This window comes from Klebsiella sp. G-Nf4 (assembly GCF_002810615.1).
GTDB classification, from domain to species: Bacteria; Pseudomonadota; Gammaproteobacteria; order Enterobacterales; family Enterobacteriaceae; genus Klebsiella; species Klebsiella variicola.
The window spans coordinates 264142-290106 of record NZ_PION01000005.1 but is presented as its reverse complement, the minus strand read 5'-3'; the positions used below and the strand labels follow the sequence as shown (position 1 = coordinate 290106).

The window sequence follows — 25965 nt, the reverse complement described above, 5'->3', positions numbered from 1 at the left end:
TGTTTGGAAAGGATACTTGGGTGGCTCTTATGATGCATGACGCTTTTTCCCTTCGCGGCCTCGCTGCAGGTTGCGCGCTGTTATTTCTTGTCGCACCTGCGGTGCAGGCTGCAGAACAACTCCCCGACGCCCCTTCGATTGACGCTCGCGCCTGGATCCTGATGGACTACGCCAGCGGGAAGGTGCTCAGCGAAGGCAATGCCGATGAAAAACTCGACCCGGCCAGTCTGACGAAGATCATGACCAGCTACGTGGTGGGGCAGGCGATAAAAGCGGGAAAAATCAAGCTCACCGATATGGTGACCGTCGGACGTGATGCCTGGGCGACCGGCAACCCGGCGCTGCGCGGCTCATCGGTGATGTTCCTCAAGCCTGGCATGCAGGTCTCGGTGGAAGATCTGAACAAAGGGGTCATTATTCAGTCCGGTAACGACGCCAGTATTGCGATTGCCGACTACGTGGCGGGCAGCCAGGATGCATTCGTCAGCCTGATGAACGGCTATGCCAAAAAAATGGGGCTGACCAACACCACCTTTATGACCGTCCACGGCCTTGATGCGCCGGGTCAGTTCAGTACCGCCCGCGATATGGCGCTGCTGACCAAAGCGATGATCCACGATGTGCCGGAAGAGTACGCGGTACATAAAGAGAAAGAGTTTACCTTCAATAAAATTCGCCAGCCGAACCGCAACCGTCTGCTGTGGAGCACCAACCTCAACGCCGATGGTGTGAAAACCGGGACCACCGCCGGGGCCGGCTATAACCTGGTCTCCTCGGCCACTCAGGGTGATATGCGTCTGATCGCCGTGGTGCTGGGGACCAAAACTGACCGCATTCGCTTTAACGAGTCAGAAAAACTGCTGACCTGGGGCTTCCGCTTCTATGAAACCGTGACGCCGATTAAACCGGATGCCACCTTCGTCACCCAGCGCGTATGGTTTGGCGACAGCAGCGAAGCGAAACTGGGAGCCGGCGAGGCGGGCTCTATCACCCTGCCGAAGGGCCAGCTGAAAAACCTGAAAGCCAGCTACACCTTAAATCAGCCGCAGCTTACCGCGCCGCTGGAAAAGGGGCAGGTGGTCGGGACTATCGACTTTAAGCTGAATGATAAAACCATCGAACAGCGCCCGCTGATCGTCATGGAGCCGGTGAAAGAGGGCGGCTTCTTCAGCCGGATGATCGACTTCGTGCTGATGAAACTGCACGGCTGGTTCGGCAGCTGGTTCTCCTGATGCCATGACCGCGCCCGGCGGGGCGCGGTCAGTGACGCCTCAATACAGCAGGGAGATCTGCTGCGCCTTCGCCAGCGCGACCAGCTCATCATCCGGGCAGATATCGCTGGCGATCACGTCAAATTTCGCTAACGCCCCCATGCGCGCCGGACGCACTTTGCCAAACTTGCTGTGGTCGACCACCAGCACATGGTAGCGCGCGTGACGCATCGCCCAGTGCTTGACCGGCAGCTCCTCCAGGTTATAGCAGGTCGCCCCCTGCTCGCAGTCAATGCCCGCCGCCGAGTAAAAGGCGATGTCGGGGCTCAGATGGCTGAGGGTATCTTCAAGGCTCAGCGGCATAAAAATCGCGTTGCTGGCGTGAAATTCCCCACCGCACAGGACCGCGCGGCACTGCGGTTTCTCCTGCAGGGCCAGGAAGGTATTCAGGGAGTAACAGACGCCGGTGAAGGGCAGGGCATCATCGATGGCGTCAATGATCCACGGCGTGGTGGTCCCGCAGTCGAAGAAGGCCATCTGATGGGCCTCCAGCAGCGCGGCTGCATGGCGAGCGGCGCGGCGTTTTTCCTCGACCAGCCGGGTTTTTTGATCGCTGAGCAGGTAATGGGTGGCGCTGCGCGGCTCCAGCACAATGTATCCGCCGAGCAGCACAACCGGGCCGCTATGGCCATTGAGGTCGCGACGAATGGTCATTTCCGAGACCCCAAGCAGGGAGGCGGCTTCTTTCAGATGCAGCTTATCGCTGCGCTTGAGTGCCTGAATGAGCTGACTGATACGTTCGTCACGGCGAGTTTCCATATTCCCTCTGCGCTAAAATCGCCCTGCGGGGGCAGGGCGTTAGCGGGATTTTACCTGTCGCTTACGGGTTAGTCACGCGGTGGCCGCAGCGACAGCTGGCGTTTAGCCGCGTACCCAGCCTTTGCGGATCGGCAAGGAGAAGCAGAGACGATACAGTCGCTGCAACTGGCGATACAGCGCCGGGCCGAACGTATGCCAGATCAGCGCCGCGCCAAGGCAGCCGCACATTCCGGCCAGCAGACCGCCGACCATATCCAGTGGCCAGTGTACGCCGAGATAGACGCGGGACCAGGCGATGGCGGTGGCAATGGCCATCAGCAGGGCGCCGGACCACAGGCGGTGCCAGAACAGAAAAGCCAGGGCAAAGGTAAAGCTGACGGTGCCGTGATCGCTGGGGAAGGAGTCGTCCGCCGCGTGATGCAGGAAGTTATAGCCCACGCCAGCGACAAACGGCCGATCGTGCGGATAGAGGTGGCCGATCGCCCACGACACGGTCAGGCTAATCATTAGCGCCAGCATCAGCTTAAACACCATCTGCCGCTGGGCAGGCCCCCACAGCCATAATGTCACTACCAGCAAGGGCACGATCAGAATCAGATCTTTGGCGATCAGGATCGCCACCTCAATGGCCCACTGCGGCGAGGCCGGCGTCGCGTTGATCAGGGCGAACAGCGCGTAGTTAATATTTTCCAGCATAGACTTCCAGGCTCGTTGGTCCGATAGCAAATAAGCCGCCTACCCTAAAAAAAAGCGGTGTGGAGATAAAGCAGCATTGTCTTAAAGATCAGGTTGTTATGAAATAGCGCATGTTGAGAAGCCGCGCTAACACCCTGAAAAGCGTCAGTATATCGTTTGTCACATTGCTGAAACATAAACGGAATATATACGCAGGCTGAATAGCAGGGGGAGAGTCCGGACGGCGGCGCGCAATTCGCAATCGCGCAATTCGCAATATTGTGCGGTGTCACCCACAATTCACTATCTCCGCGCCGGGAGTTTCATTAAACTTTGCGCGATTTTTGATAGATAAGAGATTTCATGCAAAATTATTCGCTTTCAGGCCGCCGCCTCGGAAGGCAGGCGTTGCTGTTCCCGTTATGTCTGGTGCTGTACGAGTTTTCCACCTATATCGGCAACGATATGATCCAGCCGGGTATGCTGGCCGTGGTTCAGGAGTTTCAGGTGGGCAACGAATGGGTACCTACCTCGATGACCGCCTATCTGGCCGGCGGCATGTTTTTACAGTGGCTGCTGGGGCCGCTGTCGGACCGTATTGGCCGCCGCCCGGTGATGTTGACCGGGGTGGTGTGGTTTATCGTCACCTGCCTGGCGACGCTGCTGGCGCAGACCATTGAGCAGTTTACCCTGCTGCGCTTCCTGCAGGGGATTAGCCTGTGCTTTATCGGCGCGGTAGGCTATGCGGCGATCCAGGAGTCCTTTGAGGAGGCGGTGTGTATCAAAATCACCGCCCTGATGGCCAACGTGGCGCTGATTGCCCCGCTGCTGGGGCCGCTGGTGGGCGCCGCCTGGGTGCACGTGCTGCCGTGGGAGATGATGTTCGTCCTGTTCGCCGTGCTGGCGGCCATCTCGTTCGTCGGGCTGCAGCGGGCGATGCCGGAAACCGCGACGCGGTTGGGCGAAAAACTGTCGGTCAAAGAGCTGGGTCGCGATTATCGCCTGGTGCTGAAAAACCTGCGCTTCGTCGCTGGCGCGCTGGCGACGGGCTTTGTCAGCCTGCCGTTGCTGGCGTGGATTGCCCAGTCGCCGGTCATTATTATCAGCGGCGAACAGGCCACCAGCTATGAGTATGGCATGCTGCAGGTGCCGATTTTCGGCGCGCTGATTGCCGGTAACCTGGTGCTGGCGCGCCTCACTTCGCGCCGTACCGTGCGCTCGCTGATTATCATGGGCGGCTGGCCGATCATGTTTGGTCTGATCCTCTCCGCGGCGGCGACCGTGGTTTCTTCCCACGCTTATCTGTGGATGACCGCCGGCCTGAGCTTCTACGCCTTCGGAATTGGCCTCGCGAATGCCGGGCTGGTGCGCTTAACGCTGTTCGCCAGCGAGATGAGCAAAGGCACGGTCTCGGCGGCGATGGGAATGCTGCAGATGCTGATCTTCACTGTCGGCATCGAGCTCAGCAAACATGCTTATGAGCTGGGGGGCAACGGCTTGTTCAGCCTGTTTAACCTGCTGGGCGGGGTACTGTGGCTGGGGCTGATGATCTACTTCCTGAAAGATAAAAGCGTCGGCAATTCGCAGCAGGCGTAACCGGTGGCAAACCCGGATGCGCTCGCATCCGGGGTCTTATCAGGCGAACGGCGCTTCGCGATTTAACACCTTATCAATAATCTGCAGCACGCCTTCTTCGTTGTTGTGCGGCGCGTGATGGCTGGCGACAGCTTTGACGTCTTCCCGGGCGTTGGCCATGGCAAAGCCAAATCCGGCGTGCTGCAGCATCTCGATATCATTGCCGCTATCGCCGAACGCCACCACCTCATGATCCTCAATGCCCCAGCGCTGCTGCAAAATGCGCAAGCCGTTGGCTTTGTGCACCCCAGGCATAATTAAGTCAATACTGCCGTAGCCGGTGGCCACCGCGGTGACCATATCCCCCAGCGCCGCGTGCAGCTTCGGCTGAATTTCCGGGATCAGGCTGTCCGGTACATTGAGACCAAATTTGAGGATCGCGTCATCAAGGTGGTTAAAATCATCCACCAGTTCGAGGCGGTGATAATACTTCGCCGCCACCGTCTTCAGCGCGTCGTTATAGCGGTTGAGCGTGTAGGCGCTGCGCTTCCCGCAGGCGATGATTTCGATATTCGGCAGGGTCTGCAGATGATCGACCACGGCGTTGAAATGGTGGGCCGGCAGCTGGCAGTTGAAGACGTCTTCATTGCCGCTCACCACCCAGCCGCCGTTTTCCGCCACAAAGGCGATCTGATGGGCGATCTCCGGGAAAAAGGAGATCAGCTGATAATATTGGTTGCCGCTGGCGACCACGAAGCGAATATTCTGTTCACGCATTCGCTGGTACTGGGCGAGGAAGCGCGGCCGGTTGTAAGTTTTGGCATCGCTTAAAAAGGTGCCGTCCATATCCACCGCAATCAGTTTGATGCTCATTAGCTGTTCTCCATAACGGGTTCAGATTGTGGCTTAGCCACCGCGCGGGCGACCAGTGCCGCCACCATGACCAGACCCAGCACCACCATCATGGCGCTGCGCAGGCCGAAGTGTTCGCCGAGGAAGCCCAGCAGCGGCGGCCCGACGAGGAAAGCAAGATAACCGGTGATCGCCACCACGCTGACGCGCTTGGGCGCGTCCGGCCCGGTATCGCTGGCGGCGGAGATGGTCAGCGGGAAACCGAGCGAGGCGCCGATGCCCCACAGCAGTACCGAGATGCCCGCCACCCAGGGGTTATCGACGAAGATGATCAGGCCAATACCCAGGGCGCCCATCACCGCGCTGCCGCGGACCACCGTCACCCGGCTGTAGCGATCGATAAACCAGCCGCCGGTAAAGCGGCCCAGCGTCATCCCGAGGGTGAAGCCAGCATAGATCAGCGAGCCGGAGGTGGGGCTAAAGCCGTGGCCGTCCACCATCAGCAGCGGCAGCCAGTCGTTGGCCGAACCTTCGGCAAAGGCCATCGCCAGGACGATGACCCCGATCAGCAGCAACTGCGCGTCGCGCCATACCGGCAGACCCTTCGCCTCACCGTGGGCGGCTTCGGCGGCATTTTTACCGGTGCCATCGGGAATGGCGCGGATGGCAATGGCGATGGGCAGGATAGCCACCAGCGCAGCCGCCAGGATGTGCGGGGCGGCAGGCAGGCCGAATCCGGTCACTGCCATGCCCACTCCGGCGCCGAACAGGGTGCCAAAGCTGTAGAAGCCATGCATCATCGGCAGCACCGTTTTATTCATCTCCCGCTCGATGGCCGCGCCTTCGACGTTAATAGCGACTTCTGCGGAGCCAAAGCTGGCGCCAAAGATGGCCAGGCCGAAGGCGAACAGCGGGGCGGAAGAGACCCACAGCGCCAGGCTGAGCACCAGCATGCCGAGTACGGCGAAGGACATGGTGGTGCGGATGACCTTGCGGGTACCAAAGCGCTTCACCAGCCACGCTGAGCAGAGAATACCGCTCATCGACCCCACCGACAGACCAAACAGCACCACGCCCATTTCTGCCGTAGAAAGCATCAACTGATCGCGGATCGCCGGCGTGCGGGTGGCCCAGGAGGCCATTAATAAGCCGGGGATGAAAAAGAACATAAACAGCGCCCAAAGCCGAAGCTGGAGCGCTCTGCGCGAGGTTTGCGTCGTCATCCGTAAACGCCTTAAAGGAGAAGAGTGAAGACAACAGTAGCAAGCATGTGTACATTTGTACATAAACCGGAAGAGGAAAATTATGGCCCGTAGACCGAACGATCCGCAGCGCCGCGAGCGCATCCTGCAGGCGACGCTGGACACCATCGCGGCGCACGGCGTCCAGGCGGTGACGCACCGCAAAATCGCCCTCTGCGCGAATGTGCCGCTGGGGTCGTTGACCTATTATTTCAGCGGCATCGAGGCGCTGGTTGAGGAGGCGTTCAGCCTGTTTACCGCCGAGATGTCGGCGCAGTATCAGCAATGCTTTGCCGGGGTAACGAACCGGGAACAAGCCTGCGATGCCATCGCGGAGCTGATCTTCAGCGCCCAGGTGACCACGGCGCGCAATATGGAGCTGATGTACCAGCTGTACGCGTTCTGCAGCAGCCAGCCGGCGCTAAAGGGGGTGATGCAGAACTGGATGCGGCGCAGCCAGCAGACGCTGGAGCAATGGTTCGCCGCTGACACCGCCCGCGGTCTTGACGCCTTTATTGAAGGGATGACCTTGCACTTTGTCACCGACCGCGCGCCGCTGTCGAAGGCGGCAATCCGGCTGCTGGTTGGGCAGCTGGCGGGGGAGAGGGCGCAGGAAGAGGGGCGCTGAGGCGGCGTTTCACCCGTAATGGCTAAATGCAGGCAACAAAAAACCCATCAACCTTGAACCGAAGTGGCGGGGTTGATGGGCTCCACAAAATGGGGACATCAAAGAAAAGCAGTGGCATTACTTATGACTGATGCCCTGAGAAAAAGTTCTGCCTGTGACGGCTTTTTTCTCAAAAATTTATTGTAGCCCTGGCCAGATGATCACGATGAGCGTCCCGGCAAGGGTAAGCAGCACGTTGGCAATGGCGTAGGTGCCTGCGTAGCCGAGCGCCGGAATGTTGCTGCGCGCGGTATCGCTGATGATCTCCATTGCCGGGGCGCAGGTGCGGGCGCCCATCATGGCGCCAAACAGCATCGCCCGGTTCATGCGCAGCACATAGGCGCCGAACAGGAAGCAGATCACTACCGGCAACAGGCTGACAATAAGCCCTGCCGCCAGCATCTGACCGCCGACGGCGCCCAGACCGTTATTGATCCCGGCCCCGGCGCTGAGTCCGACCCCGGCCATAAACACCATCAGGCCAAACTCTTTCACCATGTTCAGCGCTCCCTGCGGGATATAGCCGAAGGTTGGGTGGTTGGCGCGCAGGAAGCCAAGCATAATGCCGGCAAACAGCAGGCCGGCGGCGTTGCCGATGCCGAAGCTAAAAGAGCTGAACTGGAAGGTGATCATGCCGATCATCAGGCCGACGATAAAGAAGGCGCAGAAGGCCAGCAGGTCGGTCACCTGGCTGTGAATGGAGATAAAGCCGATGCGGTCGGCTACGGTTTTTACGCGACGGGCATCGCCGCTGACCTGCAGCACGTCGCCTTTGTTCAGCACCACGTTATCGTCGATAGGCATTTCAATCTGGCTGCGAATAACCCGGTTTAAGAAGCAGCCGTGGTCGGTGAGCTTCAGCTGCGCCAGGCGGCGGCCGACGGCGTTGTGGTTTTTGACCACAATCTCTTCGGTGACGATGCGCATGTCGAGCAGATCGCGGTCAAATACCTCTTTGCCGTTACGGAAGCTCGGGTCGAGGCGGGCGTGCGCGTCCGGATAGCCCACCAGCGCAATATCGTCGCCCATCTGCAGCACCGCGTCGCCGTCCGGGTTGGCCAGAATGCCGTTGCGGCGGATGCGTTCGATATAGCAGCCGGTCTGGCGATAAATACCCAGTTCGCGCAGATTTTTGCCATCCGCCCAGGCCACCAGCTCCGGGCCAACGCGGTAGGCGCGGATCACCGGCAGGTACACTTTACGTTTTGAATCGGTATCGAGGCCGCGCTCGCGGGCGATTTGCTGGGCGCTGGTCTGCAGATCCTGATGCTGCAGCTTGGGCATATAGCGGGCGCCGACGATCAGACTCACCAGGCCGACCAGGTAGGTCAGGGCATAGCCGAGGCTCAGATGGTCAAGCGACTGCGCCAGCTGATCGCTGGGCAGGCCGAAATGGCGCAGGGTGTCGCCCGCGCCCACCAGCACCGGGGTGGAGGTCATGGCGCCCGCCAGCATACCGGCGGTAAGACCAATATCCCAGCCGAACACTTTGCCCAGCACGGTGGCGATCAGCATCGCGCTGCCGACCATCACCAGCGCCAGCATCAGGTAGTTTTTGCCGTCGCGGAAAAAAATGGAAAAAAAGTTGGGCCCGGCTTCCACGCCGACGCAAAAAATAAACAGCATAAAGCCGAGATTAAGGGCATCAGTGTTAATCGCGAAATGCTGTTGACCTAATAAGAGAGAAACGACTAAAACGCCAATGGAATTACCAAGTTGTACTGAGCCGAGACGCAGTTTTCCCAAGCATAGTCCTAATGCAAGTACAACGAATAATAACAGGATGTAATTCCCGTTTAACAAATCTGCGACGTTTATATTCACGAAAGCCAACTTCTCATTTACTAGTAAGTTGTTGAAGGAAATGGTTATTTGGTCTAAGGTTGCTCAGGCGTTCGCGTTGTGGCGAACCTATTCTGGCACCCTGTTATAACCAGCAAAAATATACCCGCTAGTTTAATCCTTCCTGGATGCGGCGGCTAGTGACAATCGTTTTTAGGCTGGTAGGGGAGTTATTGGCATGGATTGCCGAAATGCTTTATCTGACTGGGCGACGTGGACGTGAGTTAGAGGCAACATCAGGAGGATACGGTGAAGTCTGAGCGTAGTTGGGCCGGTATTATCTGCGGCTTCGTTCTGTTCATTGTGGTGTGCTTATCGCTGCTATTACATATGAAAGGGGCCTTTCGCGCCAGCGGCAACCCGGAGCTGGGCCTGCTCTTCTTTTTGCTGCCAGGGGCGGCGGCGAGCTGCCTCTCTCCCGGACAGCGGGTGCTGCGCCCTTTGCTGGGTGCGATGCTGGCGGCGCCGGTCTGTATGGTGACGATGCGGCTGTTCTTCGTGACGCACAGAACGTTCTGGCAGGAGATGGCGTGGGTACTGAGCGCGGTGTTCTGGTGCGCGCTCGGGGCGTTGTGCTTTTTGTTTATCTGCGCCTGGCTTGATACCTGGCGCAGTCACTCATCGAGCAAATAAATTGGCTCAGGCAAACAGACCGAGGTTCTCTTTCGCCCAGGCTTCGAAATCGGTGCAACCGCCGATGTGTTTCTGGTCGACGAAAATCTGCGGTACGGTTTCAACCGGTTTGCCGACGGTTTTTTCCAGGTCAGCTTTGCTGATGCCTTCGGCGTGAATATCCACGTAACGGTAGTTAAAGTCATCACGCTCGTTGGTCAGTTTTTCTGCCAGCTCTTTGGCGCGAACGCAGTAAGGGCAGCCTGGACGACCAAAAATAACGGTAAACATTGCTTCTCTCCTTAAACCTCAGCCGGATGGCGAATGGCGCTTATGATGCCTGCATTGACCGGGGAGGGAAAGAAGGTTCTACCTTTTGCTTCGATGGTTTACGGCTATGTTTGATAAATGTCGTACTATCAAAACCCGTATACTGACCCGGCGGCGCAGTGGGATTGTCTGATGCGCCGCGCTTATCAACCGGAGAGGCGTGATGCGAAAATTTGCCCCGTTGCCGAAAAGCATTCTGCTGGTTGAGATCCTCGGGATGGGGCTGTTAACCCTTGCCTGGCTCTCGCTTAACCAGTATGTCCAGCTGCCTGAGCCCATTGCCAGTCCGACTGCGGCGCTGGTGATGATCTTTGCCGGGATTATGCTGATGATCCCTGCCGCCATCGCTGTCATGTGGCGAGTGGCGCAGATCGTGGCCCCGCAGTTAACGCACTCTCCAAAGCCTGAATCCTTGTCTGACAGAGAAAAACGCAATGACGCCGACCATTGAGCTGCTGCGCAGCCATCGTTCCATCCGCCACTTCACCGATGCGCCCGTGAGCGACGAACAGCGCGCAGAGATTATCGCCAGCGCGCAAGCGGCATCTACCTCGAGTTTTTTACAGTGCACCTCCATCATCCGTATTACTGACCCAGCGCTGCGTGCGCAACTGGTCCCGCTGACCGGCGGCCAGCAGCACGTCGCCCAGGCGGCGGAGTTTTGGGTCTTCTGCGCCGACTTTAACCGCCACCTGCAGATTTGCCCACAGGCGCAGCTGGGGCTGGCGGAACAGCTGCTGATCGGCGTCGTCGATACGGCGCTGCTGGCGCAAAACGCGCTGATTGCCGCCGAGTCCCTCGGGCTGGGTGGCGTCTATATCGGCGGACTGCGCAACAACATTGAGGCGGTGACGGCGCTGCTGGCGCTGCCGCAGCACGTCCTGCCTCTGTTCGGTCTTTGCCTTGGCTGGCCGGCGGATAACCCGGACATCAAGCCGCGGATGCCGGCCGCCATGCTGGTGCATGAGAACCACTATCAGCCGCTGGATAACGCGCTGCTGGCGGACTATGACGAACAGCTGGCGCACTATTATCTGTCGCGCGGCAGCAACGCCCGCCGCGATACCTGGAGCGATCATATCCGTCGCACTATCGTGAAAGAGAGTCGTCCGTTTATTCTCGACTATCTGCATAAGCAGGGGTGGGCAACACGCTGATTACGTGTACACTGCTGCTCCGGCCAGGCGGTATCCGCCGCTGGCCGCAGGAAAGGTGAAAGTGTGTTCGATAGCTGAGGCCCGCCAGAGCGGGTCTTTTCGCAGAGGTGCAGGATGAAAATTGCCATATTATCCCGGGATGGAACGCTTTATTCATGTCGACGCCTGCGTGAAGCGGCGCAACAGCGCGGGCATCAGGTCGAGATCCTCGATCCGCTTTCCTGCTATATGAACGTCAGTCCGGTGGCGTCGTCCATCCACTACAAAGGGCGTCAGCTACCGCATTTTGATGCGGTGATCCCGCGGATTGGCTCGGCGATCACCTACTATGGCACCGCGGCTTTGCGTCAGTTTGAGCTATTGGGAAGCTATCCGCTGAATGAGTCGGTCGCCATCACCCGCGCTCGCGATAAGCTGCGCTCGCTGCAGCTGCTGGCGCGCCAGGGCATCGATCTGCCGCTGACCGGCATCGCTCACTCCCCCGATGACACCAGCGACCTGATCGCCATGGTGGGTGGGGCACCACTGGTGGTGAAGCTGGTGGAAGGCACCCAGGGGATCGGCGTGGTGCTGGCGGAGACCCGTCAGGCGGCGGAGAGCGTGATCGACGCCTTTCGCGGGCTGAATGCGCATATTTTGGTGCAGGAATATATTGCCGAGGCGAAAGGCTGCGATATTCGCTGTCTGGTGGTCGGCAATGAGGTGGTGGCGGCGATCGAACGGCGGGCAAAAGAGGGAGACTTTCGTTCTAACCTGCACCGCGGCGGCATGGCCACGGTGGCGCAGATTAGCGACGAGGAGCGGGCGATTGCCATCAAGGCGACGCAAACCCTTGGGCTCGATGTCGCCGGCGTCGATATTTTACGCGCCACCCGCGGGCCGCTGGTGATGGAGGTGAATGCCTCGCCGGGGCTGGAAGGGGTGGAAACCACCACCGGCGTGGACATCGCCAGCAAGATGATCGCCTGGATCGAGCGCCAGGCGACGCCGGAATTCTGTTTGAAAATAGGCGGCTAGCCGCCGGATGCAAGTCTGTCATGGTATGCGGCGCTTTTTTTGCGTAAGCTATGGCGTCGTTTTTCCATTGTAAGAGGTCACAGGCACTATGGATTCACTGGTCGTTCCAGGTCTGGATACGCTACGTCGCTGGCTGGATGAGATCGGCATCAGCTTTTTTGAGTGCGATTCCTGTCAGGCATTGCACCTGCCGCATATGCAGAATTTCGACGGTATTTTTGATGCCAAAATTGACCTGGTGGACAACGTGGTGCTCTTTTCCGCCCTCGCGGAGGTGAAGCCGTCTGCCCTGCTGGCGCTGTCGGCGGATCTCTCGGCCATCAACGCCAGCTCGTTAACCGTGAAGGCCTTTATCGATATTCAGGACGATAACTTGCCCAAGCTGGTGGTCTGCCAGTCGTTGTCTATCGGTCCAGGAGTGACCATGGATCAGTTCGCCTGGTTCTTCCGCCAAAGTGAAGAGCAGATCTCGATGGTGATCCTCGAAGCCGGCGCTAATCAGCTGCTGTACAAAGGTGAAGAGGAAGAGCCCGCGGCGGAAAACGTGCAATACCATTTTCTTCACTAAAGCCGCCTAAAATTAGCGCAGCCACTACCGCAGCGGCTGCGTATTACCCGCTTTTATTCTGCGTTTAACCTTCTCTTAAAGCATTATTCACCGCCATTCAGGCCGTTTTGGCTTATCACGTAGACCGTTATTGCATAAAAATTTGATAAAAGGCGTTTTTTTACCTGGGCTATAGCCTCTTATTCTGGCTACAGTTATTCTGGCGATGCTTCCAGTTGCGAGCAACCACTCCGGGAGAGATCCGCTCTCCTTTTCTCAGGCAATGAAAAAATATGCATGATTCTTGCATGCGTTGAAATGCGTATATTTGAGCCCGTAAATTAACGGGCGTTGAGAAGGATAAGAGATATGACCGCCTTTGGTAAAAAATGGTTAACAGGTCTGGTTACGGGTGCGCTGATGGCCGTCTCTGCCGGTTCGCTCGCCGCCGAACAAAAAACCCTGCATGTTTATAACTGGTCTGATTATATTGCGCCGGACACGGTAGCGAATTTCGAAAAAGAGACCGGGATTAAAGTCGTGTATGACGTTTTTGATTCCAACGAAGTACTGGAAGGCAAATTAATGGCGGGCAGCACCGGTTTCGACCTGGTGGTACCGTCGGCAAGCTTCCTTGAGCGCCAGCTGGCGGCGGGCGTGTTCCAGCCGCTGGATAAGAGCAAGCTGCCCAACTGGAAGAACCTTGACCCCGAAGTGCTGAAGCTGGTCGCCAAGCATGATCCGGAGAATAAATACGCGGTGCCTTATCTGTGGGCAACGACGGGTATTGGCTACAACGTGGATAAGGTGAAAGCGGTCCTCGGCAAAGATGCGCCGGTAGACAGCTGGGATCTGGTGCTGAAGCCGGAGAACCTCGAAAAACTGAAAAGCTGCGGCGTCTCCTTCCTCGACGCGCCGGAAGAGATTTTCGCCACCGTGCTGAACTACCTTGGCAAGGATCCGAACAGCAGCAAAGCGGATGATTACACCGGCCCGGCCACCGATCTGCTGTTGAAGCTGCGGCCGAACATTCGTTACTTCCACTCTTCGCAATATATTAACGATCTTGCCAACGGCGACATCTGCGTGGCGATCGGCTGGGCAGGGGATGTCTGGCAGGCGGCCAACCGCGCGAAAGAGGCGAAAAATGGCGTCAACGTCTCCTACTTTATTCCGAAAGAAGGCGCGCTGGCGTTCTTTGATGTCTTTGCCATGCCGGCCGACGCCAAGAATAAAGATGAAGCCTATCAGTTCCTTAACTATCTGATGCGCCCGGATGTGATCGCTAAAATCAGCGACCAGGTGTTCTACGCCAACGGCAACAAGGCCTCCACACCGCTGGTCAGCGAGGCTATCCGTAACAACCCGGCGATTTATCCGCCAGCGGATGTGTTCGCCAAACTGTTCACGCTGAAGGTGCAGGATCCGAAGATTGACCGCGTGCGCACCCGCGCATGGACCAAAGTGAAGAGCGGCAAATAATCTCTGACGGCCCGTCGAACACGGGCCGAATCAGATCTGCACTCGCCGGGAAATGGCAGCGCGCCCGGCGAGCAGAAGCACCAGGATGGTGCAATTGCACTGTTAAGCACGAAGTATGGCACCGGACCATATGGTGATCGTTTTTTTGCCGGAGAGCACCCGATTGAACGACGTAATGCCCCGCCCACAGGCGAAAGCCCCCAAAGCGCTGACCCCGCTACTGGAAATCCGTAACTTAACCAAGTCGTTTGATGGCCAGCACGCGGTCGACGACGTCAGTCTCACTATCTACAAAGGCGAAATTTTTGCTCTGCTGGGTGCATCAGGCTGCGGGAAGTCGACGCTGCTGCGCATGCTGGCGGGCTTTGAACAACCGACCGCCGGGCAGATTATGCTCGACGGCGTGGATCTGGCGCGCGTGCCGCCCTATCAGCGGCCTATCAATATGATGTTCCAGTCCTACGCCCTGTTTCCCCATATGACCGTTGAGCAGAATATCGCCTTCGGCCTGAAGCAGGATCGCCTGCCCAGAGCGGAAATCACCGCCCGGGTGCAGGAGATGTTGGCCCTGGTACATATGCAGGAGTATGCCAAACGCAAGCCGCACCAGCTCTCTGGCGGCCAGCGCCAGCGTGTCGCGCTGGCGCGTAGCCTGGCGAAACGGCCGAAGCTGCTGCTGCTCGATGAGCCGATGGGCGCGCTGGACAAAAAGCTGCGCGATCGCATGCAGCTTGAGGTGGTGGATATCCTTGAACGCGTTGGCGTGACCTGCGTAATGGTGACCCACGACCAGGAAGAGGCGATGACCATGGCGGGCCGTATCGCCATCATGAACCGCGGCAAGTTTGTGCAGATTGGCGAACCGGAAGAGATTTACGAGCACCCGACCACCCGCTACAGCGCTGAGTTCATTGGCTCGGTAAACGTCTTTGAAGGCCTGGTGAAGGAGCGTCTGGAGGATGGCCTGGTGTTGAGTTCGCCAGGACTGGTGCACCCGCTAAAGGTCGACCCCGACGCGTCGGTGGTGGACAACGTGCCGGTCTGGGTGGCGCTGCGCCCGGAGAAGATCATGCTGTGCGAAGAACCACCAGCGGACGGCTACAATTTTGCCGTCGGCGAAGTGATACATATCGCCTATCTGGGGGATCTCTCTATCTATCATGTGCGCCTGCAAAGCGGGCAGATGATCAGTGCCCAGCTGCAGAATGAACACCGCCATCGGAAAGGGACGCCCACCTGGGGTGATGAGGTGCGTTTATGCTGGGATGCTGACAGCTGCGTAGTGCTGACGGTGTAAGGAGAGGGCGATGAGTACCGTTGAATCCCCGTCAGGGGAGAAAAAACCGGGCGGTTTCGCATTGTGGGTGGCACGCCTGCAGATGGCGCATGGCCGCAAGCTGGTGATTGCGCTGCCCTATCTGTGGCTGATCCTGTTGTTTATGCTGCCGTTCCTGATCGTGTTCAAGATAAGCCTTGCCGAGATGGCGCGGGCGATCCCTCCCTACACCGAACTGATGGAGTGGGCGGATGGCCAGCTGACGCTGACCCTCAACTTTGCCAACTTCCTGCAGTTGACCGACGATCCGCTCTATTTTGAAGCTTATCTCCAGTCGCTGCAGGTGGCGGGCATATCGACGATCTGCTGCCTGCTGCTGGGCTATCCGCTGGCCTGGGCGGTGGCGCACAGCAAGCCGTCGACGCGCAATATTCTGCTACTGCTGGTGATCCTTCCGTCGTGGACGTCATTCTTAATCCGCGTCTATGCCTGGATGGGGCTGCTGAAAAGCAACGGCGTGTTGAATAACTTCCTGCTGTGGTTAGGGGTTATCGATCAGCCGCTGGAGATCCTGCACACCAACCTGGCGGTGTATATCGGTATCGTGTATGCCTACCTGCCGTTTATGGTGCTGCCGATCTACACCGCGCTGACCCGCATCGACTATTCGCTGGTGGAGGCCTCGCTGGATCTCGGCGCCCGGCCGCTGAAGACCTTCTTCCAGGTGATCGTCCCGCTCACCAAAGGCGGCATTATCGCCGGCTCCATGCTGGTGTTTATCCCGGCGGTGGGGGAGTTCGTGATCCCGGAACTGCTGGGTGGCCCCGATAGCATTATGATTGGCCGCGTGCTGTGGCAGGAGTTCTTTAACAACCGCGACTGGCCGGTCGCCTCGGCGGTGGCGATTGTCATGCTACTGCTGCTGATCGTGCCGATCATGTGGTTCCACAAGCACCAGCAAAAACAGATGGGAGAGCAGGGATGAACGACTTGCCGGTAGTACGCTCGCCGTGGCGCATTCTGATCCTCGTGCTCGGGTTCACCTTCCTCTATGCCCCGATGCTGATGCTGGTGATCTACTCGTTCAACAGCTCGAAACTGGTGACGGTCTGGGCCGGGTGGTCGACGCGCTGGTATAGCGAATTGTTCCACGATGATGCGATGATGAGCGCGGTAGGGCTGAGCCTGACCATCGCCGCCTGCGCGGCGACGGCGGCGGCGATCCTCGGTACCATCGCCGCGGTGGTGATGGTGCGCTTTGGACGCTTTCGCGGGTCTAACGGCTTCGCATTTATGATCACCGCGCCGCTGGTCATGCCGGACGTGATCACCGGTCTCTCGCTGCTGCTGCTGTTCGTGGCGCTAGGGCATGCCATTGGCTGGCCGTCGGACCGCGGGATGTTAACCATCTGGCTGGCGCACGTCACCTTCTGTACCGCCTACGTGGCGGTGGTGATCTCCTCGCGTTTGCGCGAGCTGGACCACTCGATCGAAGAGGCGGCGATGGATCTGGGCGCCGCGCCGCTGAAGGTCTTTTTCGTCATCACGCTGCCGATGATTATGCCAGCGGTGATCTCCGGCTGGCTGCTGGCGTTCACGCTGTCGCTGGATGACCTGGTGATCGCCAGCTTTGTCTCCGGTCCCGGGGCCACGACGTTACCGATGCTGGTCTTCTCCAGCGTGCGTATGGGGGTCAACCCGGAGATTAACGCCCTGGCGACGCTCATCCTTGGCGTGGTCGGTATTGTTGGTTTTATCGCCTGGTATTTGATGGCCCGCGCAGAAAAGCAGCGAGTGCGCGATATCCAGCGTGCAAGACAAGGCTGAACCACCTAAAATCGGTACAGCAGCCTCCGGTCGGCGCCACCCTGTGGCGCCGTTTTCATGGAAGACATTACGTTGGGATTGTTTACGAAAACTCGCTCATCGCATGCCCGCCTTAACGTCCCTGCGCTGGTGCAGGTGGCGGCCTTTGCTATTATTTTGATCCGCGCTCTGGACCTGCTGATGATCCTCAATCTGTTGGGTCTGCAGGGGCTGAACGAATTCATACACCGCAGCGTCCAGACCTGGAACCTGACGCTGGTCTTCCTCGGCAGCCTGGCGCTGGTATTTGTCGAAATCTGGTGCGCCTTCTCGCTGGTGAAAGGGCGCAACTGGGCGCGCTGGGTCTATCTGCTGACGCAGATTATCGCCGCCGGCTACCTGTGGGCGGCGTCGCTGGGCTACGGTTATCCGGAACTGTTCAGCATTCCCGGCGAATCCAAACGGGAGATCTTCCACTCGCTGGTGATGCAAAAACTGCCGGATCTGCTGGTTCTGACGCTGCTGTTTGTGCCGGCGAACTGCCGTCGGTTTTTCCGCCTGCAATAACGGTGATACAATCCCCGCCCCTGGATTTTTGAAGGTCAATTATGCATTGCGCACTCTACGAAGCCGGCCGCTGCCGCTCCTGTCAATGGCTGGAGCGGCCGGTCCCGCAACAGCTCGCCGATAAAATGGCCGATCTGCGCACGCTGCTGGCGGCGATCCCGGTCGCTGCCTGGGGCGAGCCGGTCAGCGGGCCAGAGACGGCCTTTCGTAACAAGGCCAAGATGGTGGTCAGCGGCAGCGTTGAGCGTCCGCTGCTGGGGATGCTGCATCGCGATGGCACCCCGGTGGATCTCACCGACTGCCCGCTCTATCCTTCATCGTTTGCGCCGGTGTTTGCCGTCCTGAAGCCCTTTATCGCCCGCGCCGGGTTAACCCCCTATAACGTCGCGCGCAAGCGCGGGGAGCTGAAATATCTGCTGCTAACCGCCAGCCAGCAGGGGGAGATGATGCTGCGCTTCGTACTGCGCTCAGAGGCCAAGCTGGCTCAGCTGCGCGCCGCGCTGCCGTGGCTGCAGGCGCAGCTCCCGCAGCTCAAGGTGATCACGGCGAATATCCAGCCGGTGCATATGGCAATCATGGAAGGCGAGCAGGAGATCTTCTTCACCGAACAGCAGGCGCTGGGGGAGGTCTTTAACGAGGTGCCGCTGTGGATCCGCCCGCAAAGTTTCTTTCAGACCAACCCGGCGGTAGCCAGTCGGCTGTATGCCACCGCCCGCGACTGGGTGCGCGCGCTGCCGGTCCAGCATATGTGGGATCTGTTTTGCGGCGTCGGGGGATTTGGCCTGCACTGCGCGACGCCGGCGATGCGCCTGACCGGTATCGAGATTGCCCCGGAAGCGATCGCCTGCGCCAGACAGTCAGCCGCGCAGCTGGGGCTCAGCAATCTGCATTTTCAGGCGCTGGACTCGACGCAGTTCGCCACTCATGAAGCGGATATCCCGCAGCTGGTGTTGGTCAACCCGCCGCGCCGCGGCATTGGCGCCGAACTGTGCGACTATTTAAGCCGCATGGCGCCGCCCTATATCATCTATTCCAGCTGTAACGCTCGCACCATGGCGACCGATATTGCCCGTCTTCGCGGCTATCGCGTCGAGCGGGTCCAGCTGTTTGATATGTTCCCTCACACCGCGCACTACGAAGTGCTGACCCTGCTGGTCCGCGAAGTTTAAACAAAATGTGAAGGCTTTGCGCCGCTGAAATCAGGTAAGCTTGGCGCTGCATGTTTTGTTATTGGTGGGGGGAATCTAATGGCCAAAACCATTCTGCTGGTGGAAGATGACGAGGATATTGCCACGCTGCTGCGGCTCAATCTTCAGGATGAGGGCTATCAGATTGTGCATGAAGCCGACGGCGACCAGGCCCTTGTCCAGCTGGAAAAACAGGTCTGGGATGCGGTGATCCTTGATTTGATGCTGCCTGGCGTCGATGGCCTGGAGATCTGCCGGCGTATCCGTCAGATGACCCGTTACCTGCCGGTGATTATCATCAGCGCTCGCACCAGCGAAATGCACCGCGTGCTGGGCCTGGAGATGGGCGCCGATGATTATCTGGCGAAGCCCTTTTCACTGCTGGAGCTTATCGCCCGCGTCAAAGCGCTGTTTCGTCGCCAGGAGGCGATGGGGCAGAACCTGCTGATGGACGCCGGGCGCCTGTCCTGCCATGGCCTGAGCATCGATCCGCTGTCGCGCGAAGTGAAGCTGCGCGGCGAGGTGGTGGACCTGACGCCGCGCGAATTCGATCTGCTCTATTACTTCGCCCGCCATCCCGGTGAGGTGTTTTCGCGGCTGGCGCTGCTGGAGCAGGTCTGGGGATATCAGCACGAGGGCTATGAGCACACGGTTAATACCCATATCAACCGCCTGCGCAGCAAAATCGAACGTGACCCGGCGGAGCCGGACATTATTCTTACCGTCTGGGGTAAAGGCTATAAGTTCGCCCCGGTGTCGCAAGAGGCCGCCCCGTGATCCGCCGCTTAAGCCTCAGCCAGCGGCTGGCGCTGGTGGTGGTCTCCCTGTTGCTACTGTGCGCGGCGGCAGTGTGCGCCGTTCAGTTACACAGCAGCGCGCAGTATGGCAACGCCATGGTGCAGCGCCTCTCCGCCGGGCTGGCTCAGCAGATTGTGGCCCGCGAGCCGCTGGTGGACGCCCACGGCGAGGTCAACCGACAAACCCTGAAGTCGTTGTTTGACCGCCTGATGACCTTTAACCCCAGCGTGGAGCTCTATCTGCTGTCGCCGGATGGCGACCTGCTGGCCGATGCGGCGCCGCCGGGACATATCCAGCGCCAGCGTATCGATATGGCGCCGGTGCAGGCTTTTCTCACCGGCAGTGCGTCGCCGGTGTATGGCGACGATCCGCGTAGTCTCGACGGACGAAAAGTCTTCAGCGCCGCCCCGCTGCGCGTCGACGGGCAGTTGCGCGGCTACCTGTATATCATTTTGCAGGGAGAGACGTTTAATCAGCTGGCGGCCGACGCCTGGCAAAAAACGCTGTGGAGCATTGTTCTGTGGACGCTGCTGCTGGTGGCCCTGTTTGGCCTTCTGGCAGGGGGGCTGGCATGGTTCTGGGTCACCCGGCCGGTCCGCCTGCTCACCGCCCAGGTCGTGGCGAGCGGTCAGGACAGCATCAGCGCTATCAAAACCCTGGCGGCCCGCACGCCGGAGCCGCAGCCAGGTAACGAGGTGGCGATGCTCGAGAATCGTTTTATTGACCTCGCGCAGCAGATAGCCGGCCAGTGGGATCGGCTGGCCGACAACGACCGCCAGCGCCGCGAATTTGTGGCCAATATCTCCCACGATTTGCGCACGCCGCTGACATCGCTGCTGGGGTATCTGGAAACGCTGACCCTGAAGGACGAATGGCTGACTGCCGAGGAGCGCAGGCAATATCTCACCATCGCCCTGCGTCAGGGCAACAAAGTGCGCCATCTCTCGCAGCAGCTGTTTGAGCTGGCGCGACTGGAGCACGGGGGCATTAAGCCACAGCGCGAGCGTTTCGCGATGGGGGAGCTGATCTCCGATGTCGCACAGAAGTTTGAATTAACTGCCCGCACGCGCGAGGTGAACCTGCATATTGATGTGCCGGGACCGCTGCCGCTGATTAACGCCGATGTGTCGATGATTGAGAGGGTGGTGACCAACCTGCTCGATAACGCGATGCGGCATACTCCCGTCGGCGGGGAGATCCGTCTGGCGGTCTGGCAGGAGGATCAACAGCTCCAGGTGGAAGTGGCAGACAACGGAACGGGCGTCGATGCCGCGCTGCGCGACGATCTGTTCCAGCGGCCATCGGCGTTGTCTACCCAGGCATCGCGGGAGGATCGCGGCGGGTTAGGGCTGCTGATTGTGAAACGAATGTTGGAGCTACACGGAGGCGGTATCAGACTGGTGGAGTCGGTAAGCGGGGCGCGGTTCAGGTTCTTCGTGCCACTTTGAGATATTGCCGGATGGCGGATACGCCTTACCCGGCTACGGGGAAAGAGTAGGCCGGGTAAGCGTAGCGCCACCCGGCAAAAAAGTTACTCCGGGAACCACTGGTTGCTGATTTTCTGGTAGGTACCGTCGGCCTTAATCGCTTTCAGCGCGGTGTTCAGTTTCTCCAGCAGCGCCTTATTATCCGGGCGCACAGCAATGCCGAGTCCGGTGCCGAAGTATTGCGGATCCGTCACTTTCGGCGTGGCTGCGCCCAGCTGCGGGTTGGTTTTCAGCCACTCGTTGACCACCGCCGTGTCGCCGAACACGCCGTCGATACGGCCATTTTTCAGATCGATAATCGCATTCTGGTAGCTGTCATAGGCGACGGTCTTCACCTCAGGATGTTTATCCTGCAGATATTTCTGGTGAGTAGTGCCGTTTTCCATGCCAATCCGTTTGCCTTTCAGGTCATCGAAGGAATGGAACGCGTCTTTTTTGGCGATCACCAGCGCGGAGTTGGCGTAGTACGGGTCGGTGAAGGCCACCTGCTTGCTCCGTTCCGGCGTAATATCCATTCCGGAAATCACCGCATCATATTTCTTGAACTTCAGTGCCGGGATCAGGCTGTCAAACGCGTGGTTGGTAAAGGTACATTCTGCCTGCATTTGTTTGCACAGCGCTTTGGCCAGGTCGAGATCGAAACCGACAATCTGATTATTGGCATCCATCGATTCAAACGGCGGATAGGTTGCGGACACGCCGAAGCTGATTTTCTCTGCGGCGGCAGCGCCGAAGGTGAACGTGGTGAGCAGTGCAGCCAGAACTAACTTTTTCATCGTGGAACTCCCGTCTGTCAATCTTATGATTATTCGCCGTGTCTGCGGCATAGAGTGACAATGCCATTAAATGAATTTATATGCAATAAAAATGATTAAGTATTTTTAATGGCATAAAAAAAGACGGACAGGTGTTAGACTTGTCCGTCTTGTTGTCTGCTTTTTATGCAATATGCTCAGTCGCTAGTTACGTCGCTCGAAGGCCAGCGCTTTACGTTCCACCAGGCGCATCAGCAGCGTCAGCAGTCCGTTGACGATGAGATAGATAATCCCGGCGGCGCCGAACACCATCACGTCGTAGGTGCGTCCGTACAGCAGCTGGCCATGGCCCATCACTTCCATCAGGGTGATGGTATAGGCCAGAGAGGTACTCTTGAAAACCAGCACCACTTCGTTGGAATAGGACGACAGCGCACGCTTAAAGGCATAGGGCAGCAGGATCGCCAGGGTATCCTTTTTACTCATCCCCAGCGCGCTGCAGGACTGCCATTGCCCGTCGGGGATCGCCCGGATGGCGCCATAAAACAGCTGAGTGGTGTAGGCGGCGCTGTTAAGCGACAGGGCGATCAGGGCGCACAGCCACGGTTCGGAGATAAGATGCCACAGCCACGGATAATCCTGCAGCGAAGGAAACTGTCCGGGGCCGTAGTAAATCAGGAAGATCTGCACCAGCAGCGGCGTACCGGTAAACAGGGTGATATAGCCGCGGACTATCCACACCAGCCCCGGCGTTTTCAGCGTCAGGATTATGGTAAAAATCAGCGACAGGATCAGCGCCACGATAATCGACGCCACGGTCAGCGTCAGGCTGGTATGAAGCCCTTTCAGCAGTTCGGGTAAGTAGTCGAGCATCAGCCTGGTCTCCGTTCGAAGCGCGTCGCACGCTGGTCAATCCGCTTAAGGATGTATTGACTCAACAGGGTGATGACGAGATAGATTGCCGCCGCAATGATATACCAGTTAAAGGGTTCCTGAGTGCGAGTGGCGATGCTTTTGGTCTGCAGCATCAGATCGTTGACGCTGATCAGGCTCACCAGCGCGGTGTCCTTCAGCAGCACTAGCCACTGGTTACCGAGACCGGGAAGGGCATGGCGCCACATCTGCGGCATCACCAGGCGGAAGAAAATCGCGGCTTTCGACAGGCCCAGCGCCTGGCCGGACTCCCACTGCCCTTGCGGAACCGCTTTCAGCGCGCCGCGCAGCGTTTGCGAGGCGTAGGCGGCATACAGCAGCGACAGGGCGATCGCCCCGCAGAGGAACGGACTGACGTCAAAGTTCTCAATCTGCATCTGCACCGGGATCTGCGTGAACCCGAGCGGGATGGTGAAACCGTCAGAGAGCGTCAGCAGCAGCTGGGAAGAGCCGAAATAGATAAACAGCACCACCAGAATTTCCGGTAGTCCGCGCAGAATGGTCACAATGCCGGTTGCAAGCCAGGCTACCGGACGCCATTTCACTGACTCCAGTACCGCAAAGAGCATCGCCAGGACCAGGCCGATGGCGAGCGCGCAAACGGCAAGGCCGACGGTCATCCCGGCGGCGCTTGCTAATGGAAAAATTTCGTTCATTCAGTCTTACTTCTGGAACCATTTGTTATAGATGGTCTGGTAAGTGCCGTCTTTCTTCACTTTTTCCAGCGCAGCGTTAAATTTCTGCTGCAGATCGGTGTTGCCCTGACGCACGGCAATGCCCAGCCCGGTGCCGAAATAGGCTTTGTCGGTCACTTTGTCGCCCACGGCCGCCAGCTTCGGATTGCTCTTCAGCCATTCGGTGACCACGGCGGTATCACCAAAGACTGCGTCAATACGACCGTTCTGCAGGTCCAGCTTCGCATTCTGGTAGCTGTCGTAAGGAACGGTAGTAATTTCCGGATGTTTATCGGTGATGAATTTCTGGTGGGTGGTGCCGTTCTGCACGCCCACTTTTTTGCCCTTCAGCTGGTCAATGCTGGTGAACTTACCCTGCTGACCGACGAACAGCGCCGAGTTGTCATAATACGGGGTAGAGAACAGCACCTGCTTTTCACGCTCCGGCGTGATGTCCATCCCGGCCATGACCGCGTCGAAACGGCGGAATTTCAGTCCCGGGATCAGGCTGTCAAAGGCCTGGTTGGTAAAGGTACAGGTGGCATCGATCTCTTTACACAGCGCGTTCGCCAGATCGACATCGAAACCGACGATCTGGTTGTTGGCGTCCACCAGTTCAAACGGAGGGTAGGAGGCCTCGGTGGCGAAACGAATGGTCTGCGCGGCGGAAGCGGAGAGGCTCATGCCTGCGAGCAGGGCGGCAATCAGTACTTTTTTCATCGTCATTTCCCCGAAAAACATCAATGTGAAAGATAGTTTTTAAACGCGTCAGTTTGCGGATGCGTGAAGCAGGAGGCATCCCCTTGCTCGACGATATGGCCATTTTCCATATACACCACCCGACTGGCCGTCTTGCGCGCCACTTCAACTTCGTGGGTGACGATAACCTGGGTGATGCCGGTTTCAGCCAGCTCGCGGATAATGCTGACTATTTGAGCCGTGATTTCCGGATCGAGCGCCGCGGTAGGCTCATCGAACAGCAGGACCTGCGGCTCCATCATCAGCGCGCGGGCGATAGCCACACGCTGCTGCTGGCCGCCGGATAAATGCAGCGGATAGCGATCGCTGTAGGGCTTCAGACGCAGGCGTTCCAGCAGCTTCTCTGCACGAGCCAGCGCCTGATCCTTGCTTAACCCCAGTACGCGACAGGGTGCTTCGATCAGGTTTTGCTGCACCGTCAGGTGCGGCCACAGGTTGTACTGCTGAAAGACCATGCCGACGTTCTGACGCAGCTCGCGAATCGCTTTATCGGACGGCGCTTTGGTGAAGTCGAATTGGTTGCCAGCGATGGATAACGAACCGGAACGCGGCATCTCCAGCAGGTTGAGTACGCGCAGCAGCGAGCTCTTCCCGGCACCGCTGGGGCCGAGCAGCACCAGCGTTTCCCCCTGCGGGCAATCCAGCGTGATGTCGAACAGCGCCTGGTGCGCGCCGTAGAAGCAATTAATGCCGTTTAGTTTAATACTCATCTGGGCAGTCTGATACGAATAGCTATTGAGGCCGCAAATACTACCTTTGGCAGAATAGTTATGCAATATTTATGCGTTAAAAGTTAAATCTAAACCACGTTTAGCTTTAAAGTTAGCACAAAATATGGCCTGGCGGGTGAGGGAGGCGCAAATGTCGGCATTCCCGGGGCGAATACCGACATTTTACCGGGGTTATCGTTTCAGCGGGGTGGCTTCAACTCCGGAATCAGCGTTTCTCCAGACTCTGTCGCAGCGTCCCGGCTGGCGCATGGCTGTTGTTGCCGAGATAGCGGACGTCATCGACAGCCCAGCACTGGCCTTCCTGGATCATCAGCACTTCATCTTTCCAGCTCTGGGTGTCCTGTTTCAGTTCGACGCGCAGCGGAATATTGCGCGCATCACGGTTCGGGATGGTGGAGGCGCTGGCAACGACGGCACTGTCTGCCGGGGTGCTGCTGCTGGAGAACGGGTTAGCCTGTAACAGTTTGCTGTTGGCCGGATCCTGGCGGGCGTCGTTGAGTAACTGCGCCAGTCCGTCGCTCAGATAGGGGCGCAGTGCTGCCGGATCCTGAGTGCGGTTCTGGATCTGGGTGTCATAGAATTTTTGCGCTACGTCGTCAGGGCCGCCTTCAACGCAGGGGCCGCTGCGAGTGCCATTATCTTTATAGGCCGGGGTGACGGTCGTACAGGCGCTGAGCGCCAGCGCGCAAGGGAGAAGTACAGCAAGAAGTTTGTAGCGCATGATGATTTCCTTATAAGCAAACTACGTTTTCAGTTTCCGTTAAAGCATAGCGTATAGCGTGCGGATTGTACTTGACGCAAAGAGCTAAGACCTTGATGTGACTACGGCCTTAGGGCAGGAAATCGACAATGAGCATCACAGAGTGATATTAAGGCAGGAAAGACCAGACGCCGTTTAAAAATAAACAGACTTTTTGAGCAAACAAGAAACATTACCCGGCAATATGATAATGTTTCTTGAGATA

The 25965-nt window shown here is 58.3% G+C and carries 28 protein-coding genes; 16 read left to right on the top strand and 12 right to left on the bottom strand.

From position 1 onward, the window contains the following. Nucleotides 1-29: 29 nt before the first annotated feature. Nucleotides 30-1232 (top strand): serine-type D-Ala-D-Ala carboxypeptidase, encoded by a 1203-nt coding sequence (gene dacC / locus CWM57_RS13140; RefSeq protein ID WP_004201290.1) that lies wholly within the window; start codon nt 30-32, stop codon nt 1230-1232. Between the two features lie 39 nt (nt 1233-1271). Here dacC and deoR read toward each other — a convergent pair whose 3' ends face one another. Together deoR and ybjG are read right to left on the bottom strand one after the other, a co-directional pair. After that, nucleotides 1272-2030, bottom strand: coding sequence for a DNA-binding transcriptional repressor DeoR (deoR, locus tag CWM57_RS13135; RefSeq protein WP_004151717.1), 759 nt, complete (start codon nt 2028-2030; stop codon nt 1272-1274). A 102-nt stretch (nt 2031-2132) separates the two neighbouring features. Then, nucleotides 2133-2726, bottom strand: coding sequence for an undecaprenyl-diphosphate phosphatase (gene ybjG, locus CWM57_RS13130; RefSeq protein WP_074386446.1), 594 nt, complete (start codon nt 2724-2726; stop codon nt 2133-2135). A gap of 342 nt (nt 2727-3068) precedes the next feature. Between ybjG and kdeA the strand changes: the two genes are divergently transcribed. Then, on the top strand, nt 3069-4301 hold the full coding sequence (gene kdeA / locus CWM57_RS13120; protein ID WP_008805806.1) for a multidrug efflux MFS transporter KdeA: 1233 nt from the start codon (nt 3069-3071) through the stop codon (nt 4299-4301). A gap of 39 nt (nt 4302-4340) precedes the next feature. Here kdeA and CWM57_RS13115 read toward each other — a convergent pair whose 3' ends face one another. Further along, nucleotides 4341-5153: a Cof-type HAD-IIB family hydrolase gene (locus CWM57_RS13115; RefSeq protein WP_074386445.1), complete on the bottom strand. Its 813-nt coding sequence runs from the start codon at nt 5151-5153 to the stop codon at nt 4341-4343. Continuing rightward, nucleotides 5153-6355: an MFS transporter gene (locus tag CWM57_RS13110; RefSeq protein ID WP_008805808.1), complete on the bottom strand. Its 1203-nt coding sequence runs from the start codon at nt 6353-6355 to the stop codon at nt 5153-5155. Before CWM57_RS13110 ends, CWM57_RS13115 begins: the two co-directional genes overlap by 1 nt. 82 nt (nt 6356-6437) lie before the next feature. Between CWM57_RS13110 and CWM57_RS13105 the strand changes: the two genes are divergently transcribed. Next, a complete protein-coding gene (locus CWM57_RS13105; protein WP_032735116.1) occupies nt 6438-7001 on the top strand; it encodes a TetR/AcrR family transcriptional regulator in 564 nt (187 codons plus the stop codon). A gap of 177 nt (nt 7002-7178) precedes the next feature. Here the strand turns inward: CWM57_RS13105 and CWM57_RS13100 are convergent, their stop codons facing one another. Next, a complete protein-coding gene (locus CWM57_RS13100; protein ID WP_008805810.1) occupies nt 7179-8864 on the bottom strand; it encodes an aspartate:alanine antiporter in 1686 nt (561 codons plus the stop codon). Nucleotides 8865-9131: 267 nt separating this feature from the next. Here CWM57_RS13100 and ybjM point away from each other — a divergent pair, with 267 nt between their 5' ends. Continuing rightward, on the top strand, nt 9132-9515 hold the full coding sequence (gene ybjM / locus CWM57_RS13095) for an inner membrane protein YbjM (protein ID WP_008805811.1): 384 nt from the start codon (nt 9132-9134) through the stop codon (nt 9513-9515). Between the two features lie 6 nt (nt 9516-9521). Here ybjM and CWM57_RS13090 read toward each other — a convergent pair whose 3' ends face one another. Then, nucleotides 9522-9785 (bottom strand): GrxA family glutaredoxin, encoded by a 264-nt coding sequence (locus CWM57_RS13090; RefSeq protein WP_002896352.1) that lies wholly within the window; start codon nt 9783-9785, stop codon nt 9522-9524. 202 nt (nt 9786-9987) lie between these two features. Between CWM57_RS13090 and CWM57_RS13085 the strand changes: the two genes are divergently transcribed. The 12 genes from CWM57_RS13085 to CWM57_RS13030 all read left to right on the top strand — a co-directional run bounded on the left by CWM57_RS13085 (nt 9988) and on the right by CWM57_RS13030 (nt 21109). After that, nucleotides 9988-10275 (top strand): YbjC family protein, encoded by a 288-nt coding sequence (locus CWM57_RS13085; protein ID WP_074386444.1) that lies wholly within the window; start codon nt 9988-9990, stop codon nt 10273-10275. Further along, complete coding sequence (gene nfsA, locus CWM57_RS13080) at nt 10259-10981, top strand: nitroreductase NfsA (RefSeq protein ID WP_074386443.1); 723 nt, start codon at nt 10259-10261, stop codon at nt 10979-10981. The genes CWM57_RS13085 and nfsA overlap by 17 nt, the downstream gene beginning before the upstream one ends. Before the next feature lie 114 nt (nt 10982-11095). Then, complete coding sequence (rimK, locus tag CWM57_RS13075) at nt 11096-11998, top strand: 30S ribosomal protein S6--L-glutamate ligase (RefSeq protein WP_061155214.1); 903 nt, start codon at nt 11096-11098, stop codon at nt 11996-11998. An 88-nt stretch (nt 11999-12086) separates the two neighbouring features. Then, on the top strand, nt 12087-12566 hold the full coding sequence (locus CWM57_RS13070) for a YbjN domain-containing protein (protein ID WP_061155213.1): 480 nt from the start codon (nt 12087-12089) through the stop codon (nt 12564-12566). Nucleotides 12567-12914: 348 nt separating this feature from the next. Continuing rightward, nucleotides 12915-14027, top strand: a complete 1113-nt coding sequence (potF, locus tag CWM57_RS13065) for a spermidine/putrescine ABC transporter substrate-binding protein PotF (protein WP_074386442.1) — start codon at nt 12915-12917, stop codon at nt 14025-14027. A 163-nt stretch (nt 14028-14190) separates the two neighbouring features. Beyond that, the gene (gene potG / locus CWM57_RS13060) at nt 14191-15324 is read left to right on the top strand and encodes a putrescine ABC transporter ATP-binding subunit PotG (protein WP_074386615.1); all 1134 of its coding nucleotides are present in this window, start codon (nt 14191-14193) and stop codon (nt 15322-15324) included. Nucleotides 15325-15334: 10 nt separating this feature from the next. Further along, nucleotides 15335-16288, top strand: a complete 954-nt coding sequence (gene potH / locus CWM57_RS13055; RefSeq protein WP_061155211.1) for a putrescine ABC transporter permease PotH — start codon at nt 15335-15337, stop codon at nt 16286-16288. Then, nucleotides 16285-17130, top strand: coding sequence for a putrescine ABC transporter permease PotI (gene potI / locus CWM57_RS13050; RefSeq protein ID WP_002896372.1), 846 nt, complete (start codon nt 16285-16287; stop codon nt 17128-17130). The genes potH and potI overlap by 4 nt, the downstream gene beginning before the upstream one ends. A gap of 57 nt (nt 17131-17187) precedes the next feature. Then, nucleotides 17188-17676, top strand: a complete 489-nt coding sequence (locus CWM57_RS13045) for a YbjO family protein (RefSeq protein ID WP_008805817.1) — start codon at nt 17188-17190, stop codon at nt 17674-17676. Between the two features lie 41 nt (nt 17677-17717). Then, entirely contained in the window at nt 17718-18845 is a 1128-nt protein-coding gene (rlmC, locus tag CWM57_RS13040) for a 23S rRNA (uracil(747)-C(5))-methyltransferase RlmC (protein WP_100631460.1), read from the top strand. 78 nt (nt 18846-18923) lie between these two features. Next, nucleotides 18924-19640 carry a response regulator transcription factor gene (locus CWM57_RS13035; protein ID WP_025712995.1) on the top strand — a complete coding sequence of 239 codons (717 nt, stop codon included), beginning with the start codon at nt 18924-18926 and terminating at the stop codon, nt 19638-19640. Continuing rightward, nucleotides 19637-21109: an ATP-binding protein gene (locus tag CWM57_RS13030; RefSeq protein WP_061155208.1), complete on the top strand. Its 1473-nt coding sequence runs from the start codon at nt 19637-19639 to the stop codon at nt 21107-21109. Before CWM57_RS13035 ends, CWM57_RS13030 begins: the two co-directional genes overlap by 4 nt. Nucleotides 21110-21192: 83 nt before the next feature. Here CWM57_RS13030 and artJ read toward each other — a convergent pair whose 3' ends face one another. The 6 genes from artJ to CWM57_RS13000 form a co-directional block, all read right to left on the bottom strand. Beyond that, nucleotides 21193-21924, bottom strand: a complete 732-nt coding sequence (gene artJ, locus CWM57_RS13025) for an arginine ABC transporter substrate-binding protein ArtJ (protein WP_100631461.1) — start codon at nt 21922-21924, stop codon at nt 21193-21195. Nucleotides 21925-22107: 183 nt separating this feature from the next. Then, nucleotides 22108-22776: an arginine ABC transporter permease ArtM gene (gene artM / locus CWM57_RS13020; RefSeq protein WP_008805822.1), complete on the bottom strand. Its 669-nt coding sequence runs from the start codon at nt 22774-22776 to the stop codon at nt 22108-22110. Further along, on the bottom strand, nt 22776-23492 hold the full coding sequence (artQ, locus tag CWM57_RS13015; RefSeq protein WP_023288989.1) for an arginine ABC transporter permease ArtQ: 717 nt from the start codon (nt 23490-23492) through the stop codon (nt 22776-22778). Before artQ ends, artM begins: the two co-directional genes overlap by 1 nt. Nucleotides 23493-23498: 6 nt before the next feature. Next, the gene (gene artI / locus CWM57_RS13010; RefSeq protein ID WP_002896390.1) at nt 23499-24230 is read right to left on the bottom strand and encodes an arginine ABC transporter substrate-binding protein ArtI; all 732 of its coding nucleotides are present in this window, start codon (nt 24228-24230) and stop codon (nt 23499-23501) included. A 20-nt stretch (nt 24231-24250) separates the two neighbouring features. After that, the gene (artP, locus tag CWM57_RS13005) at nt 24251-24979 is read right to left on the bottom strand and encodes an arginine ABC transporter ATP-binding protein ArtP (RefSeq protein ID WP_012968630.1); all 729 of its coding nucleotides are present in this window, start codon (nt 24977-24979) and stop codon (nt 24251-24253) included. A 226-nt stretch (nt 24980-25205) separates the two neighbouring features. Continuing rightward, nucleotides 25206-25721, bottom strand: coding sequence for a lipoprotein (locus tag CWM57_RS13000; protein WP_100676013.1), 516 nt, complete (start codon nt 25719-25721; stop codon nt 25206-25208). Nucleotides 25722-25965 lie beyond the last annotated feature (244 nt).

Excerpts from the sequence above, each read along its gene's own strand:
- potH (WP_061155211.1), top strand. The coding sequence starts at position 15,335 with ATGAGTACCGTTGAATCCCCGTCAGGGGAGAAAAAACCGGGCGGTTTC.
- deoR (WP_004151717.1), bottom strand. The coding sequence starts at position 2,030 with ATGGAAACTCGCCGTGACGAACGTATCAGTCAGCTCATTCAGGCACTC.
- CWM57_RS13085 (WP_074386444.1), top strand. The coding sequence starts at position 9,988 with ATGCGAAAATTTGCCCCGTTGCCGAAAAGCATTCTGCTGGTTGAGATC.
- rlmC (WP_100631460.1), top strand. The coding sequence starts at position 17,718 with ATGCATTGCGCACTCTACGAAGCCGGCCGCTGCCGCTCCTGTCAATGG.
- rimK (WP_061155214.1), top strand. The coding sequence starts at position 11,096 with ATGAAAATTGCCATATTATCCCGGGATGGAACGCTTTATTCATGTCGA.
- CWM57_RS13000 (WP_100676013.1), bottom strand. The coding sequence starts at position 25,721 with ATGCGCTACAAACTTCTTGCTGTACTTCTCCCTTGCGCGCTGGCGCTC.
- CWM57_RS13115 (WP_074386445.1), bottom strand. The coding sequence starts at position 5,153 with ATGAGCATCAAACTGATTGCGGTGGATATGGACGGCACCTTTTTAAGC.
- artM (WP_008805822.1), bottom strand. The coding sequence starts at position 22,776 with ATGCTCGACTACTTACCCGAACTGCTGAAAGGGCTTCATACCAGCCTG.
- artI (WP_002896390.1), bottom strand. The coding sequence starts at position 24,230 with ATGAAAAAAGTACTGATTGCCGCCCTGCTCGCAGGCATGAGCCTCTCC.
- kdeA (WP_008805806.1), top strand. The coding sequence starts at position 3,069 with ATGCAAAATTATTCGCTTTCAGGCCGCCGCCTCGGAAGGCAGGCGTTG.
- CWM57_RS13070 (WP_061155213.1), top strand. The coding sequence starts at position 12,087 with ATGGATTCACTGGTCGTTCCAGGTCTGGATACGCTACGTCGCTGGCTG.
- CWM57_RS13110 (WP_008805808.1), bottom strand. The coding sequence starts at position 6,355 with ATGACGACGCAAACCTCGCGCAGAGCGCTCCAGCTTCGGCTTTGGGCG.
- artQ (WP_023288989.1), bottom strand. The coding sequence starts at position 23,492 with ATGAACGAAATTTTTCCATTAGCAAGCGCCGCCGGGATGACCGTCGGC.
- artJ (WP_100631461.1), bottom strand. The coding sequence starts at position 21,924 with ATGAAAAAGTTAGTTCTGGCTGCACTGCTCACCACGTTCACCTTCGGC.
- potI (WP_002896372.1), top strand. The coding sequence starts at position 16,285 with ATGAACGACTTGCCGGTAGTACGCTCGCCGTGGCGCATTCTGATCCTC.
- artP (WP_012968630.1), bottom strand. The coding sequence starts at position 24,979 with ATGAGTATTAAACTAAACGGCATTAATTGCTTCTACGGCGCGCACCAG.
- CWM57_RS13045 (WP_008805817.1), top strand. The coding sequence starts at position 17,188 with ATGGAAGACATTACGTTGGGATTGTTTACGAAAACTCGCTCATCGCAT.
- dacC (WP_004201290.1), top strand. The coding sequence starts at position 30 with ATGATGCATGACGCTTTTTCCCTTCGCGGCCTCGCTGCAGGTTGCGCG.
- CWM57_RS13105 (WP_032735116.1), top strand. The coding sequence starts at position 6,438 with ATGGCCCGTAGACCGAACGATCCGCAGCGCCGCGAGCGCATCCTGCAG.
- potF (WP_074386442.1), top strand. The coding sequence starts at position 12,915 with ATGACCGCCTTTGGTAAAAAATGGTTAACAGGTCTGGTTACGGGTGCG.
- CWM57_RS13090 (WP_002896352.1), bottom strand. The coding sequence starts at position 9,785 with ATGTTTACCGTTATTTTTGGTCGTCCAGGCTGCCCTTACTGCGTTCGC.
- nfsA (WP_074386443.1), top strand. The coding sequence starts at position 10,259 with ATGACGCCGACCATTGAGCTGCTGCGCAGCCATCGTTCCATCCGCCAC.
- ybjG (WP_074386446.1), bottom strand. The coding sequence starts at position 2,726 with ATGCTGGAAAATATTAACTACGCGCTGTTCGCCCTGATCAACGCGACG.
- CWM57_RS13035 (WP_025712995.1), top strand. The coding sequence starts at position 18,924 with ATGGCCAAAACCATTCTGCTGGTGGAAGATGACGAGGATATTGCCACG.